Source organism: Propionivibrio sp. (assembly GCF_017995515.1).
Lineage (GTDB): Bacteria > Pseudomonadota > Gammaproteobacteria > Burkholderiales > Rhodocyclaceae > Propionivibrio.
On sequence record NZ_JAGOIT010000001.1, the window covers coordinates 81,978 to 97,418 of the forward strand.

Consider the following 15,441-nt stretch of genomic DNA (forward strand, 5'->3'; position numbering starts at 1 on the left):
CGGCGCGATAATGTTTGAAGTCCGTTCGCCCTGAGCTTGTCGAAGGGGGCGGGCTTCGACAGGCTCAGCCCGAACGGGAGTTGAGACTTCTTCGTGCCGGATCAACAGACTATTCACAGACATAATTTTGGCCAACGCGCATGGCGACCGCAAACAATCCAGTCATCCTGATCGTCGACGACTCGGCCGACAACCTGATCATCCTGAGCGAACTGCTCAGGCCGCAGTACCGGGTGCTCGCGGCGAATTCCGGCGAAGGCTGCCTGCGCGTCGCCAACAGCTCGCCGAAGCCCGACCTCATCCTGCTCGACGTGATGATGCCGGGCATGGACGGTTATTCGGTACTGGCACGCATCAAGGACTCGCCGGTCACGCGCGACATTCCCGTCGTCTTCCTCACCGCGCTGGCCGACGCCGGCGACGAGGAGCGCGGCCTCAAGCTCGGCGCCGCCGACTACATCACCAAGCCGATCATGCCGACCGTCGTCCTCGCGCGCGTGCATACGCAACTCGAGGCGAAGATGGCGCGCGACTGGCTGCAGGACCAGAACGCCGCGCTCGAAGCCGAAGTCGCGCACCGCATGGCCGAAAACGACCTGACGCAGCGTGTCAGCATCCGCGCGCTGGCGCACCTGGCCGAAACGCGTGACCCGGAAACCGGCAACCACATCCTGCGCACGCAGGGCTACGTGCAGCTGCTCGCCAACCTGCTGCAACACCACCCGCGCTTTGCCGCGACGCTGAGCGACCGCTACATCGACCTCCTGCACCGCTCGGCGCCCTTGCACGACATTGGCAAGGTCGGCATCCCCGACCACATCCTCCGGAAGTCGGGCAAGCTCACGCCCGACGAGTGGGCGATCATGAAGACGCACGCCAAGCTCGGCAGCGACGCCATCGAGCAGGCCGAGAGCGACATCGAGATGCCGCTCGCCTTCCTCGCGCTGGCCAAGGAGATCGCGCACTGGCACCACGAGAAATGGGACTGCAGCGGCTACCCGGACGGGCTGGCCGGCGACGCGATCCCCGTCTCGGCGCGCCTGATGGCGATTGCCGACGTGTTCGACGCGCTGATCAGCAAGCGCGCCTACAAGCACGCGTTCTCGTACGAAGAGGCGCGCACGATCATCGCCGACGGGCGTGGCCGGCACTTCGACCCCGACGCGACCGACGCCTTCCTCGCAGGATTCGCCGCGTTCACCGCGATTGCCGACCGCTACCGTGACGCCGAACCAACGCCCGCACGCACCACGCCATGAACAAGGACCCCGCCGACTCCGCGCAACGCTCAAGCCCGACCGGCGCGGCGCTGCGCGTCGTCCTCGTCTATGCGATCTTCGCCGGGCTCTGGATACTGTTGTCGGACACGGCCGTTGCCTGGCTGTTTGCCGACCCGGCGCAGATCACGCTCGCCAGCACGATCAAGGGCTGGCTCTTTGTCGCCGTCACCTCGCTGCTGCTCTACGCCCTGATCCGGCGCTATGCCGGCCAGATCGTCGCCGCCTCGCGGCGCGAAGTCGCGGCGCTGAAGAAGCAGTCGCGCACCTTCGAGCTGCTCTCGGCGGTCGTCGACAACTCGACCAGCGCCATCTTCGCCAAGGATCACGACGGCCGCTATCTCCTGGCCAACCGTGAGGCGGCGCGGGCGATGGGGCAACCGGTGGCCGCCATCGTCGGCAAGCGGGACGAAGAGTTTCTTCCGGTGGAACAGGCCGAGGCGCTGCGCGCCAACGATCGTCGCGCCATCGAGGAGAACCGCATCCACACCTGCGAGGAACGCGTGGTCACGGTCGACGGCGAGCGCCTCTTCGTCGCGACCAAGGGGCCGCTGCGCGACGGCGACGGGACGGTCATCGGCTCGTTCGGCATCTCGCTCGACGTCACCGAGAGCAAACACGCCGAACAGAAGATCACGCGCCTCGGCCAGCTCTACGCCGCGCTCTCGGAGTGCAACCAGGCGATCGTCCGCTGCAAGTCCGAGGCTGAGCTCTTTCCGTTGATTTGTCGCTCGGCGGTGCGCTTTGGCCGACTGAAGATGGCCGCCATCTGTATCGCCGACACAGCAAACGGCACCTTCCGACCCGTTGCCAGTTGCGGCGACGAAGCCGGCTACCTGGCGGATATTGCGGCCCTACCCGGCCCGCAAGTCGCGTTCGGCAACGGCGCCGCCGGCGAATCGATGCGGCGACGGCAAGCGGTCTGGGTCCAGGACTTCATGCACGACCCGCTTACCGAACCCTGGCGCGACCAGGCCGTGCGCGCCGGCTGGGCGTCGTCGGCCGCGCTGCCGCTGATCCGGCACGGCGTTGCCGTCGGCGTCTTCGTGCTCTACTCGGGCGAAAAGAACGCGTTTGACGACGACACGCGCAGGCTGCTCGTCGAAATGGCCGCCGACATCGGCTTCGCGCTCGAGAACTTCTCGCGCGAAGCCGAGCGCAAGGCCGGCGAAGACGAGCTGCGCAAGCTGTCGCAAGCGCTCGAACAGAGCCCGGAGAGCATCGTCATCACCGATACCGCGGCGCACATCGAGTACGTCAACCAGTCCTTCCTGGACAACTCCGGCTACGCGCGCGAGGAACTGATCGGGCAGAATCCGCGCATCCTGAATTCGGGCCGCACGCCGAACGCCACCTACACCGCCATGTGGGCGGCGCTTTCCCTGGGCCTGCCGTGGAAGGGCGAGTTCATCAATCGGCGCAAGGACGGCAGCGAATACGTCGAGTTCGCCATCGTCACGCCGCTACGCCAGGCCGACGGCCGCATCTCGCACTACGTGGCGGTCAAGGAAGACATCAGCGAAAAGAAACGCATCGGCGAGGAACTCGACCGCTACCGGCATCACCTCGAAGAGGTGGTCAAGAGCCGCACCGAGGAGCTGTCGCACGCGCGCCAGATCGCGGAGACGGCGAGCCTGGCGAAGAGCCGCTTCCTCGCCAACATGAGCCACGAGATCCGCACGCCGATCAACGCCATCATCGGCCTGAACTACCTTCTGCGGCGCAAGGGCGCGACGCCGGAACAGATCGAGCGCCTGGACAAGATCGACAGTTCGAGCCGCCACCTGCTGTCGATCATCAACGATATCCTCGACCTGTCGAAGATCGAGGCCAACCGCCTGCATCTCGAGCACACCGACTTCCCGCTCTCGGCGATCCTCGACAGCATCGGCTCGATCATCGGCCAGTCGGCGCGCGACAAGGGTTTGCGCGTCGAGCTCGATCGGGACTCGGTCCCGCTCTGGCTGCGCGGCGACCCGACGCGCCTGCGCCAGGCCCTGCTCAACTACGCCGGCAACGCCGTCAAGTTCACCGAGCACGGCCGCATCGCCATCCGCGCCAGGCTGCTGGAGGAATCCGGCGACGATGGCAATGAGCTGCTCGTGCGCTTCGAAGTCGAGGACAGCGGTCACGGCATCCCGCCGGGAGAGGTCGACCGCCTGTTCGAGGACTTCGAACAGGCCGACGCCTCGACCACGCGCCAGCACGGCGGTACCGGCCTCGGGCTGGCGATCACCCGGCGCCTGGCGCAGCTGATGGGGGGCGAAGCCGGCGCCGAGAGCGCGCTCGGCAGCGGCAGCACCTTCTGGTTTACGGCGCGCTTGCAGCGCGGGCACGGCGTCATGCTGACGTCTCCCGAAACAAGCGCCGTCAAATCCGAAACCCGCCTGCGCCGCGACCACGCCGGCGCGCGGTTGCTGCTGGCGGAAGACCATTCGGTCAATCGGGAAGTCATCCTCGAATTGCTGCACGCCGTCGGTCTCCTTGTCGAAACGGCCGAGGACGGCCTGCAGGCGGTCGAGAAGGCGCGTACCCAGTCGATCGACCTCATCCTCATGGACATGCAGATGCCGAATATGGACGGTCTGGAAGCGACGCGCACGATACGCCAGCTTCCCGGCTGGGAGCGGAAGCCGATCGTCGCGATCACGGCCAACGCCTTCGACGAGGACCGCATGGCCTGCGAGGAAGCCGGCATGAACGACTTCCTGACCAAGCCGGTGAAGCCCGAGGCGCTGTACCAGACGATCCAGCTCTGGCTCGCCACGGTGTGCGCCAGCAATGTGGCCGGGCACGCGACGGACACCCCGATTGTCGATTCGGCGCCGCAGCGCAGGCACGCGGAATACCCCGAGGAAACGCTCGAGAGGCTTGCCGCGCTGCCCGGCATGAACATCAAGCGCGGCCTGTCGACGCTGCGCGGCAACGCGGTCAAGTACCTCGAGTTGCTCAGCCGGCTGGTCGAGGCGCACGCGGACGATATGAACAAACTCGGCGCCCTGCTCAAGGCCGACGACCTGGGCGCGGCGCGCAACCTCGTCCATACGCTCAAGGGCACGAGCGCCAACCTCGGCGTCGAGGAAGTCGCGCGCTGTGCCGAACACCTCGAAAACATGATCCGCGCGTGGAAGGGTGGAGCGCTCGACGTCAGCCTCTTCCACCCCGGCATCGCAGCGATCGAGGCGCAACTCGTACGGATCGGCGACGCGCTGCCGCCCGCCGTCGAAGTGCTCCCGGCAACGGCCGAGCTGCCGGAACCGGCGACGCTGCGCGCACTGCTCGACGAACTCGACGCACTGCTCAACAAGAACGATACGGACGCCATCGATGTCTTCGCGCGCAACGCCCGGACGCTGCACGCCGCGCTCGGCCCGGCAACGGCCGAACTCGGCCGCCTGATCCAGCAGTTCGCCTTCGAATCGGCGCACATGAAGCTGCGCGAGCTGCGCATCAGGAGCGGACGATAGGCCCGTCGTTCGCTTGCCGCGTCGCCCGTGCGGCGATTTCGGTTAGGCTGTGCACATGGATTTTCTCGACCTCATTGGACTTCTCCTGCTCGGCGGCGGCGCCTGGCTCTGGCTCGACAGCCTCGGCGTGCGCCAGATGGCGATCTCGGCGACGCGCGCCGCGTGCCACGCGGAAGGCCTGCAACTGCTCGACGAGACGGTCGCCATCCACCGCCTCAGCCTGCGCCGCGACGGCAACGGCGTCCTGCGCCTCAGCCGCATCTACGACTTTGAATACAGCGACACCGGCAACGACCGCACTTCGGGCAGCATCGTCCTGCTCGGCAAGCGCGTGCTGGTGATCAACCTGAACCTGAAGCGCACCCCGAACCTGCAACTCCTGCATTGACGCCTGCACGGCGCCCGCACCATGACCCAACACCAAGACGCCGACCGGCAGATTCCGGTCACCATCCTCACCGGCTTTCTCGGCGCCGGCAAAACCACGCTGCTCAACCACCTGCTGCGCCAGCCCGAGATGGCCGACGCCGCCGTGCTGATCAACGAATTCGGCTCGGTCGCCGTCGATCACCATCTCGTCGCCAAGCTCGACGAGGATGTGATCATGCTCGACTCCGGCTGCATCTGCTGCACGGTGCGCGACGACCTGACGCGCAGCCTGACCGACCTCTTCATGCGCTGCATGCGGCGCGAACTGAAACCGATCAGGCGCGTCGTCATCGAAACGACCGGGCTCGCCGACCCGGCGCCGGTGATCTACACGCTGATGGACGACTTCTTCGTCAGCGAGCGCTATCGCATGGACGGCGTGGTGACCGTGGTCGATGCCACGCACGCCGAAGGCCAGCTCGCGCAGCACGCCGAGGCGGTGAAGCAGGTCGCGATGGCCGACCGCCTGCTGCTCACGAAGTGCGATCTCGCTTCCGACGAGCAGTTGCAGGCGATCAAACCGCTCCTCGCGCGCCTCAACCCGGCGGCGTCGATCGTCGAAGTCCGCAAGGGCGAAGTCGCGCTGGCGGCGATCACCGGCTGCGGGTTGTACGAGCCCGAGGGCAAGTCGCCCGACGTCGCCGGCTGGCTTGCCGAGGAGAACGTGCGTGCCGAACGGCGCAAGGCGAGCGGCCATCACCACCATCACGACGTCGACCGTCACGACGCGCATGTCTACAGCTTCTCGCTTACGTTCGACGAGCCGCTGCAGTGGGGGGCTTTCGTCGAGGCCATCGACATGCTGCTGCGCACTGCCGGTGACCGAATCCTGCGCGTCAAAGGTCTACTCAACGTCGTCGGTGACTACAAGCCGCGCGTCGTCCAGTGCGTGCAGCACGTGAACTACCCCTACACGCGGCTCGATGACTGGCCGAAGGAAGCGCCCTACAACGACCGCAAGAGTCGTCTCGTCTTCATCGTCCGCGACCTCGAACGCTCGCTGGTGGATACGGCGTTCTCGATGTTCTGCGGCGTACGCGACAAGACGCCGGAAGCCTAGACGAAGGCGAAGTTGCGCATCGCCACGTAGGCCGCCGTGCCGACGAGGATGCTCAGCAGCGCGTTGCGCGTGCGCCATTGCAGGACGGCGACCAGCGCAATCGCGATCAGTTCGGGGAATGGGCCGGCCGCGTGCTCGCGTGCCGAGCCGGCGGCGGAATGGATGGTCAGCAGCGTCATGATCGCCAGCGGCAGGAACTGCCCGAGGCGCTGCACGAGCGGGTGCTTGTTCAGCCACTGCGCGCCGACGAAGGGCAGGGCGCGCAGCGCAAAGGTGACGAGGCCCATCGCGGCGATGACGCCGATCACATAGCGCGTCTCGATCATGCGTGTTCTCCCGCGGCTGCCGATTTCGGTTTCCACATCATGCCGGCCGCAATGCTCAAGGCGATGGCGATGACCAGCGCGTGTCTGGCCGCCAGCGGATAGGCGACGGCGTAGGCGGCGAGCGCCACCCACAAGGGTGCCGGGCTCTTCCTGGTGCGCCATTGTTCGACGGTGAGCACGGCGAAGAGTGAAGCGAGCACGAAGTCGAGACCGGCCAGCGTGATCTGCGCCTGCGCGCCGACGACAGCGCCGATCAGCGTGCCGAGCACCCACCACGACTGGTTGAGCAGCGCGACGAGCGCCATTTTCTTGTGGCTGGTATTGGCCGGCACCGTCGTCAGCACCGAATACGTCTCGTCGGTCAGCGCGAAGACCATGTACCAGCGCAAGAGGCCGTGCGGCGGAAACTTGTTGAGCAGCGACAGGCCGTAGAAGACATGGCGCAGATTGACGATCAGCGTCGCCAGCGCGATCGCGCCGACCGGCAGCCCGGCGACGAGCATCGGGATCATCATGTACTGCGCCGCGCCGGCGAAGACGATGACGCTCGACAGCACGGCCAGCCACCACTCGGCGCCGGCCTGCACGAAGAGGAAGCCGAACACGGTGCCGAGCGGGATGTAGCCCATGGCGACGGGCGTGGTCAGCGCGAGGACGGAGAAGCGGTCTGTGCCCGCTTGTGGGGCGGCAATGTCTGGTGGCGTCATGGCGGGAGCGATGCGGTGGAACGAGCAGCGGAGCATTGTAGCGGATGCCGACGCCGGCTGCCGGATGCCGCGCGTGTAAGATAGACGGATTTCGTGGGCCGGCCGACGTGTCGTCCGCCGCGCCGTCAAAGGAGGTCGTATGCGTCGCTTGTCCGTGTTTTTCTCCCTCTTTGTCGCGCTGCTCTTGTCCGGCTGCGGCTACAACGCCATGCAGGCGCAGGACGAACAGATCAAGGCCGCCTGGGCCGAGGTGCTCAATCAATACCAGCGGCGCGCCGACCTGGTGCCGAATCTCGTGAACGTGGTGAAGGGCTACGCGGCGCACGAGAAGGAGGTGCTGACGCAGGTGACCGAGGCGCGCGCGCAGGTCGGCTCGATCAAGGCGACGCCGGAACTGATCAACGATCCCGCCGCCTTTGCGCAGTTCCAGCAGGCGCAGGCGCAGATGACTTCGGCGCTGTCGCGTCTCCTCGCCGTCTCCGAGAACTACCCGACGCTGAAGGCCGACGGCGCCTTCCGCGATCTGCAGGCGCAGCTCGAAGGTACGGAAAACCGTGTCACCGTCGCGCGCAACCGCTTCATCAAGGCGGTGCAGGAATACAACACGACGGTGCGCTCCTTCCCGTCGAACCTGACGGCGATGGTGATGGGCTACCAGACGAAGCCAAGTTTCGCGGTCGAGAACGAGAAGGCGATCTCGACCGCGCCCAAGGTCGATTTCGGCAACCCGGCGCCGGCTGCGCAGTAAACGATGCCTCGACGCTTCATATTCTGGCTCGTCGGCCTTGCCTGCTGGCTGTCGGTCTCCGCCTGGGCCGAAGTGCCGGTGCCGCCGCTGACCGCGCGTGTTGCCGACCTGACGGCGACGCTTTCGCCCGAGCAGGTCGGCGCGCTGGAAGCACGCCTGCAACGCCTCGAGGCGAACAGTGCGGCGCAGATGGCCGTGCTGCTCGTGCCCACCACTCAGCCCGAGAGCATCGAGCAGTATTCGCTGCGCGTCGTCGAGGCCTGGAAGCTCGGGCGCAAGGCCGGCGCCGGGCTCGACCAGAACGCGGCCGATCAGGGCCTGCTGCTCCTGGTGGCAAAGAACGACCGCAAGGTGCGTATCGAAGTCGGCTACGGCCTCGAGGGCACGATCCCCGACGCGATCGCCCGGCGCATCATCGACGAGGCGATCACGCCGCGCTTCAAGCGCTCGGATTTTGCCGGCGGGTTGCAGGAGGGCGTACAGCGCATCGAGGCGCTCGTGCTTGGCGGCGCGGAGGTCCGGGATTTAGCGGTGACGAAGGCAACAGCCGATGTCGGCGATGTGGTCGATGACGCTTTCGAAGCTTTCTTCGACATCCCGCCCTGGCTCGTCTTCGTGCTCTTCCTGAGCGGCCCGCTGTTGCGCTCGCTGCTCGGTCGCCTGTTCGGCGGCCTGGCCTTGGGCGGTGTTGTCGGAACCGCCGCCTGGCTGGTTTCGGGGCGAGTCGCGGCCTCCGTCATCTTCGGTCTCGCCGCCTTCTTCTTTGTCGCCATGACTTCGTCGCGACGCATCGGCACCGGTATCGGCGGCGCGCCGGGCGGTTCTCGCGGCGGCTGGGGCGGCGGCAGCGGCGGTGGGGGATTCTCCGGCGGTGGTGGCGGCTTTGGCGGCGGTGGCGCGTCCGGGAGTTGGTGACATGGCAGGCACGATGAAACGCATTCTGGATCACCTGATCTACCCGCCGTGGCGCGTTCGGCGCGCCTTCCCGGCCGCGACGCTGAAGGCCATCGAGGACGCCGTCGCGGCGTCCGAGAGGCTGCATCGCGGCGAACTACGCTTCGTCGTCGAAGCCGGCCTTTCGTCCTCCGAACTGTGGCACGGAACGACGGCGCGGCAGCGCGCGCTCGAAGTCTTCTCCGACCTGCACGTCTGGGATACGGAGGACAACAGCGGCGTGCTGATCTACGTGCTGCTCGCCGACCGCCAGGTCGAGATCCTCGCCGATCGCGGCATCAACCGGCGAGTCGGCGAGGCGACCTGGCAGGCGATCTGCCGCGATATGGAAACCGCCTTCCGCGATGGCCGCTTCCACGCCGGCGCGCTCGCCGGCGTGCAGGCCATCAGCCAGGTGTTGACCACCCACTTCCCGGCGCACGGAGCCAATCCGGACGAACTGCCGAACGCCGCCATCATCCTCTGACGAGAGAATTTCATGCGCAACGCACCGACGATCAACTCCTTTGCCTTCGCCCGTATGCCCGAAATCCACTTTGGCGCGGGGATGCTGGTCAAATTGCCTGCGTTGATCGGGGGGCGCGGCAAGCGGATTCTGCTGGTCACCGGCTCATGGTCGTTCCGGCGCTCGGCGCACTACGAGCGCTTGATGGCCGCGCTCGGCGAGGCGGGAATCACGAGCTTTCAGGTGTCGGTGAGCGGCGAGCCGTCGCCGGCCTTTGTCGACGAAACGGTTGCCCGTTATCGCGCCGAAAACGTGGATTGGGTCGTCAGCATCGGCGGCGGCAGCGCGGTCGACGCCGGCAAGGCGATCTCGGCGATGCTGCCGTCAGGCGACTCGGTCGTCGAGTATCTCGAATGCAAGGACACGAAGAAGCACGACGGGCGCAAGGTGCCGTTCATCGCCATCCCCACGTCTTCCGGGACCGGGGCCGAGGCGACGAAGAACGCCGTCCTGAGCGACGTCGGCCGTGCCGGCTACAAGAGCTCGCTGCGCCACGACCGTTTCGTGCCGGATATCGCGCTCGTCGATCCCGAACTGACGCTGTCCTGTCCGCCCGACGTCACCGCCGCCTGCGGCATGGATGCGTTGACCCAGTTGCTCGAATCCTGCGTGTCGACCAAGGCCTCGCCGATGAGCGACGCGCTGGCTTTGAGCGGCCTCGAGCACGTCGCCGCCGGCCTGCTGCCGTCAGTCGAGAACGGCGCCGCCGACATCGAAGCGCGCAGCCACATGGCCTACGGCGCGTTGCTCTCCGGCATCACGCTGGCCAACGCCGGGCTCGGCGTCGTGCATGGCTACGCCGGCCCGCTCGGCGGCTTCCATCCGGTTCCGCACGGCGTCGTCTGCGGCACGCTGATCGGCGAAGCGACGCGGGTGACGATCGAGGAGCTGTTCAAGGACGCGGACAAAAACCGCGTTGCGCTGAGGAAGTACGCCAGGGCTGGCTCCATCCTCGCGTGCAAGCACCCGGTTTCGGTCGAGCACGATTGTGATTTGCTCGTGCGTACGTTGAGCGACTGGATAGCACGCACCGGCATCCCTCGGCTCGGCCACTATGGGCTTCGGGAAGCAGATTTCGCCGCCATCCTCGACAAGACCAACGGCAAGAACAGCCCGGCGACCCTGAGCCGGGAGCAAATGGCCGCGATCCTGAAAGCACGTCTATGAGTTGGTCGTTGGCTTATGTCGCGCTCGGGCTGTTCACCGGGTTTTCGGCCGGCATGCTCGGTATCGGCGGCGGGTTGGTGATGGTTCCCGTGCTGACCATGCTCTTCTCAGCCCAAGGCCACTTCCCGGTCGGCGAGACGCTGCATATCGCACTGGGCACTTCGGCTGCGGCCATCGTCTTTACCTCGCTGTCGAGCCTGCGCGCCCATCATCAGCACCAGGCCGTCCTGTGGAAGATCGTGCTGCAGATCACCCCGGGCATTCTCTTCGGCACCCTGCTCGGCACCCTGTTTGCGTCGAGCATCGACGCGCGGCCGCTGGCGGTCTTCTTCACCTGCTTCGTCTGCTTCGTCGCCTTGCAGATGGTCCTCGACATCAAGCCGAAGGCGACGCGCGAGTTGCCCGGCGCTTTGGGCATCGTCGCCACCGGTACGGGTATCGGCGCCATTTCCTCGCTCGTCGCCATCGGCGGCGGAGCGTTTACCGTGCCTTTCCTGAGTTGGTGCAACGTCCCGGTGCGCAAGGCGATCGGCACCTCGGCGGCGGTCGGTTTCCCGATCGCCCTGGGCAGCGCCCTCGGCTATGCTTTCAATGGTCACGGGCATGCCGGTTTGCCGCCGTTCAGCCTGGGATTCATCTATCTGCCAGCACTTGCCTGGCTTGTTCCGCCGAGCATGCTGATTGCTCCGCTCGGCGCGCGCATGGCGCACCGGCTACCGGTTGCGACGCTGAAGCGAGTCTTCTCCGGCTTGCTCATCGTCCTTGCCGGACGCATGTTGTGGAAGCTGCTTCACTGACCGGCCGGGTGTCGGCGAAGCCGCTGAAAGCCTTGAAACACCGTGCGCGGACGGACTTGAAAGCCTGCTTTCCCTTGCCTTTGACAGAGGGATAAGAGTAGCATTACGGCCTCGTGGCGAGTAAGTGCCGCAGGTTCGCGCGGTGCATTGACCGGTTTCCGGTTTGAAAAGTTTCCGGTTGAAAAAACGCCCCCAAGTTTTTACTTCCTGAAAGGTATAGTCATGTCCTCCGAGAACAAGCCAGTATTTGCCGACTCGTCGAATCTGGATGCCTGGAAAAAAGCCGCTTCGAAGACCGCCCCCGGCGGTGACGTCGACAACATCAAGTGGGTCACCTCCGAAGGCATCACCGTCAAGCCGCTGTACACCAAGGCTGACGTCGCCGACCTGCCCTACACCGACACGCTGCCCGGCCTCGCTCCGTACATCCGCGGCCCGCAAGCCACCATGTACGCCGGCCGTCCGTGGACGATCCGCCAGTACGCCGGCTTCTCGACCGCCACCGAATCCAACGCGTTCTACCGCAAGGCGCTGGCCGCCGGCGGCCAAGGCGTTTCCGTCGCCTTCGACCTGGCGACGCACCGCGGCTATGACTCGGACAATCCTCGCGTCGTCGGCGACGTCGGCAAGGCCGGCGTGGCGATCGACTCGGTCGAGGACATGAAGGTGCTGTTCGACGGCATCCCGCTCGACAAGGTCTCCGTCTCGATGACCATGAACGGCGCCGTTCTGCCGGTTCTGGCCGGTTATGTCGTCGCCGCCGAAGAGCAAGGCGTTTCGCAGGACAAGCTGACCGGCACCATTCAGAACGACATTCTGAAGGAGTTCATGGTCCGCAACACCTACATCTACCCGCCGACGCCGTCGATGAAGATCATCGCCGACATCTTCGGCTACACCGCGCAGAACATGCCGAAGTTCAACTCGATCTCGATCTCCGGCTACCACATGCAGGAAGCCGGCGCCAACCAGGCGATCGAAATGGCCTTCACGCTGGCCGACGGTGCCGAATACGTGCGCACCGGTATCGCATCCGGTATGGACGTCGACGTGTTTGCGGGCCGCCTGTCGTTCTTCTGGGCCGTCGGCATGAACTTCTACCTCGAAATCGCCAAGATGCGCGCCGCCCGTATGCTGTGGCACCGCATCATGACGAAACTCGGCGCCAAGAGCCCGAAGTCGATGATGCTGCGCACGCACAGCCAGACCTCCGGCTGGTCGTTGACCGAGCAGGATCCGTACAACAACGTGATCCGGACCACGGTCGAAGCCATGGCCGCCGTCTTCGGCGGCACCCAGTCGCTGCACACCAACGCGCTCGACGAAGCCATCGCCCTGCCGACCCAGTTCTCGTCGCGTATCGCCCGCAACACGCAGATCATCATCCAGGAAGAAACCAAGATCTGTAACGTGGTCGATCCATGGGCCGGCTCCTACATGATGGAAAAGCTGACCCAGGAAATGGCCGACAAGGCCTGGGAAATCATCGAAGAAGTCGAAGCGATGGGTGGCATGGTCAAGGCCGTTGAATCGGGCTGGGCCAAGATGAAGATCGAGACCTGCGCCGCCGAAACGCAGGCGCTGATCGATTCCGGCAAGCAGGTCATCGTCGGCGTCAACAAGTACAAGCTGGCCAAGGAAGATCCGATCGAGATTCTCGATATCGACAACCATGCCGTTCGCGAAGAGCAGGTCGCCAGCATCAAGAAGATCCGTGCCTCGCGCGACAGCGCCGCTGTTCAGGCTGCCCTCGACGCACTGACCAAGAGTGCCGAAACCGGCGAAGGCAACCTGCTCGACCTGACCATCAAGGCCATGCGCCTGCGCGCTACGGTTGGTGAGGTTTCGGACGCGCTGGAGAAGGTCTTCGGTCGCCATCGTGCCAACAATCAAACCATCTCGGGTGTTTACGGAGGCGTTGTGGAAGGCATCGATACGTGGGAAACGATCAAGGCTGACGTCGAGAAGTTTGCTGCCGAACAAGGCCGCCGTCCGCGCATCATGATCGCCAAGCTCGGCCAGGACGGTCACGACCGCGGCGCCAAGGTGGTGGCCACGGCCTACGCCGACCTCGGCTTCGACATCGACGTCGGTCCGCTCTTCCAGACCCCGGAAGAAGCCGCCCGTCAGGCGATCGAGAACGACGTGCACGCCATCGGCTGCTCGTCGCTGGCCGCCGGTCACAAGACCCTCGTTCCGCAGCTCGTGCAGGCGCTGAAGGACCAGGGCGCCAACGACATCATCGTCTTCGCCGGCGGCGTCATCCCGGCGCAGGACTACGATGCGTTGTTTGCCGGTGGTGCCAAGGCCGTCTTCGGCCCGGGTACCCGCATCGAGGATTCCGCCCGCAAGGTGCTGGAAGAAATCAAGAAGGCCGTCAAAGCCTGATCGTTAGTCCGAATCGCCGCGCCGGCTCCCGTCGGTGCGGTGTTTTGTAGCATTCTTACGCCGGCGTCTGCCGGCGTAGTTTCAAGCGTGGTGCGTTTTCGTTCTGGAGTGAGCCGTCCATGGAAGCAAGTGTTTCGAGCGCAGGCGTGCTGGATGCCGCCGACCAGCAACTGGTGGACGGCGTCCTTGCCAAACAGCGACGGGCGCTGGCCAAGACGATCACGCTGATCGAATCGACGCGCGACGATCACCAGCGGCGCGCGCAGAAGGTGATGGGCGCGCTCCTGCCGCACACCGGCAACGCGATTCGCGTCGGCATCTCGGGCGTGCCCGGCGCCGGCAAGTCGACCTTCATCGAAGCGCTCGGCAACTACCTGATCGACACCGGGCACAAGCTGGCCGTGCTCGCCGTCGACCCCTCGTCCTCCGTCTCCGGTGGCTCCATCCTCGGCGACAAGACGCGCATGGAGTCCCTGTGCCAGCGCGAGGAAGCCTTCATTCGCCCGAGTCCGTCGGCCGGTTCGCTCGGCGGTGTTGCCGAGAAGACGCGCGAGGCGATGCTCGCCTGCGAAGCCGCCGGCTACGACGTGATTCTCGTCGAAACGGTCGGCGTCGGGCAGAGCGAAACGACGGTCGCCGGCATGGTCGACATCTTCGCCCTCGTCCAGTTGCCGAACGCCGGCGACGATCTGCAGGCCATCAAGAAGGGGATCGTCGAGATCGCCGACCTCGTCGCCATCAACAAGAGTGACATCGACCCACGCGCCGCGGCGGTTGCCCGCGCGCAATGGAAGCAGGCGCTGCACATGCTGCGTCCCAATTCGCCGAACTGGCGGCCGCCGGTGATCAACGTCAGTGCCTTGAAAAAGGACGGTGTCGCTGCGTTCTGGGCCGAAATCGAAAACTACCGCACGGCGATGATGCAGAGCGGAGAGTTTGAAGGCAAGCGCAAGAAGCAGGCGCTGGCCTGGATGTGGAGCATGATCGAGAGTGGTCTGCACCATCTCTTCCGTTCCGATCCGAACGTGCATGCCTCGCTGCCGGTGCTTTCGAAGCAGGTCGCTGAAGGCAATGCGACGCCTGGTGCAGCTGCGCAGAAGCTGCTTTCTTTTTTGAAGGGTTAGGCGCGGAGTTTGCTGAGGCGCTGTGTTCCGCGCCTGACGCGCGGCATTACTTTCTTTTGTCTTGCCAAAAGAAAGTAAGCAAAGAAAAGTCGCGCCCACAGCGTCGCCCGGCTACGCCGGGGTCTCTGCGCTGCTCAGCCGCAACGGGAGGGCTGCGGAACTCGGACCTTCGGCCCTCAGACAGTCCTCGCCCTTTTCCCCGTTGCGTCTTGCGCTGCTCGACGACGCAAAGGGCAGGAGGAGAACCGAACGGATAGGAAGCCTCCTGCGCATCAAACTCCGCTCGGTGTTGGTCCCCTTTGGACGACGCCGAGCAACGGAGTGCGGCCGGGGGTAGTCGGCGAGGACTGTCTGAGGGGCGCAGCCCCGAGTTCCGCAGCCGCCCGGCCGTACGAGTAGCGCAGGGAACCCCGCCAAAGGCGGGGCGTCGCCCCGGGGTCGCCTTTTCTTTGGCTTCTTTCTTTTGGCGACCCAAAAGAAAGAATGCCCGCG

The 15,441-nt window shown here is 65.5% G+C and carries 13 protein-coding genes; 11 read left to right on the plus strand and 2 right to left on the minus strand.

Annotated elements, in window-relative coordinates; genetic code table 11:
• Positions 1 to 140: 140 nt before the first annotated feature.
• Genes KBA32_RS00410 through KBA32_RS00425 form a run of 4 tightly spaced genes read left to right on the plus strand, consistent with a single transcriptional unit; the run spans position 141 to position 6,233 of the window.
• On the plus strand, positions 141 to 1,259 hold the full coding sequence (locus KBA32_RS00410; RefSeq protein ID WP_294353572.1) for a two-component system response regulator: 1,119 nt from the start codon (positions 141 to 143) through the stop codon (positions 1,257 to 1,259).
• Positions 1,256 to 4,744 carry a PAS domain S-box protein gene (locus KBA32_RS00415; protein WP_294353575.1) on the plus strand — a complete coding sequence of 1,163 codons (3,489 nt, stop codon included), beginning with the start codon at positions 1,256 to 1,258 and terminating at the stop codon, positions 4,742 to 4,744. The genes KBA32_RS00410 and KBA32_RS00415 overlap by 4 nt, the downstream gene beginning before the upstream one ends.
• A 55-nt stretch (positions 4,745 to 4,799) precedes the next feature.
• The gene (locus tag KBA32_RS00420; protein WP_294353577.1) at positions 4,800 to 5,132 is read left to right on the plus strand and encodes a DUF3301 domain-containing protein; all 333 of its coding nucleotides are present in this window, start codon (positions 4,800 to 4,802) and stop codon (positions 5,130 to 5,132) included.
• A gap of 21 nt (positions 5,133 to 5,153) precedes the next feature.
• Positions 5,154 to 6,233, plus strand: coding sequence for a GTP-binding protein (locus KBA32_RS00425; RefSeq protein WP_294353580.1), 1,080 nt, complete (start codon positions 5,154 to 5,156; stop codon positions 6,231 to 6,233).
• On the opposite strand, the gene KBA32_RS00430 is transcribed toward KBA32_RS00425, so the two are convergent.
• Both KBA32_RS00430 and KBA32_RS00435 read right to left on the minus strand, forming a co-directional pair.
• Positions 6,230 to 6,559 carry an AzlD domain-containing protein gene (locus KBA32_RS00430; protein ID WP_294353583.1) on the minus strand — a complete coding sequence of 110 codons (330 nt, stop codon included), beginning with the start codon at positions 6,557 to 6,559 and terminating at the stop codon, positions 6,230 to 6,232. The two genes, KBA32_RS00425 and KBA32_RS00430, sit on opposite strands and share 4 nt — an antisense overlap.
• Positions 6,556 to 7,266, minus strand: coding sequence for an AzlC family ABC transporter permease (locus KBA32_RS00435; protein ID WP_294353585.1), 711 nt, complete (start codon positions 7,264 to 7,266; stop codon positions 6,556 to 6,558). Before KBA32_RS00435 ends, KBA32_RS00430 begins: the two co-directional genes overlap by 4 nt.
• A gap of 139 nt (positions 7,267 to 7,405) precedes the next feature.
• On the opposite strand from KBA32_RS00435, the gene KBA32_RS00440 reads away from it, so the two are divergent.
• The 7 genes from KBA32_RS00440 (at position 7,406) to meaB (ending at position 14,949) form a co-directional block, all read left to right on the plus strand.
• On the plus strand, positions 7,406 to 8,014 hold the full coding sequence (locus tag KBA32_RS00440; RefSeq protein WP_294353588.1) for a LemA family protein: 609 nt from the start codon (positions 7,406 to 7,408) through the stop codon (positions 8,012 to 8,014).
• A gap of 3 nt (positions 8,015 to 8,017) precedes the next feature.
• Positions 8,018 to 8,929 (plus strand): TPM domain-containing protein, encoded by a 912-nt coding sequence (locus KBA32_RS00445; protein WP_294353590.1) that lies wholly within the window; start codon positions 8,018 to 8,020, stop codon positions 8,927 to 8,929.
• Between the two features lie 13 nt (positions 8,930 to 8,942).
• Positions 8,943 to 9,434, plus strand: a complete 492-nt coding sequence (locus tag KBA32_RS00450) for a TPM domain-containing protein (RefSeq protein ID WP_294353593.1) — start codon at positions 8,943 to 8,945, stop codon at positions 9,432 to 9,434.
• A gap of 12 nt (positions 9,435 to 9,446) precedes the next feature.
• Entirely contained in the window at positions 9,447 to 10,640 is a 1,194-nt protein-coding gene (locus KBA32_RS00455; protein ID WP_294353595.1) for an iron-containing alcohol dehydrogenase, read from the plus strand.
• Positions 10,637 to 11,437, plus strand: coding sequence for a sulfite exporter TauE/SafE family protein (locus tag KBA32_RS00460; protein WP_294353598.1), 801 nt, complete (start codon positions 10,637 to 10,639; stop codon positions 11,435 to 11,437). Before KBA32_RS00455 ends, KBA32_RS00460 begins: the two co-directional genes overlap by 4 nt.
• Before the next feature lie 222 nt (positions 11,438 to 11,659).
• Positions 11,660 to 13,825 carry a methylmalonyl-CoA mutase gene (gene scpA, locus KBA32_RS00465; protein ID WP_294353601.1) on the plus strand — a complete coding sequence of 722 codons (2,166 nt, stop codon included), beginning with the start codon at positions 11,660 to 11,662 and terminating at the stop codon, positions 13,823 to 13,825.
• Positions 13,826 to 13,944: 119 nt separating this feature from the next.
• Positions 13,945 to 14,949 carry a methylmalonyl Co-A mutase-associated GTPase MeaB gene (meaB, locus tag KBA32_RS00470; RefSeq protein ID WP_294353604.1) on the plus strand — a complete coding sequence of 335 codons (1,005 nt, stop codon included), beginning with the start codon at positions 13,945 to 13,947 and terminating at the stop codon, positions 14,947 to 14,949.
• The last annotated feature ends 492 nt before the right edge of the window (positions 14,950 to 15,441 follow it).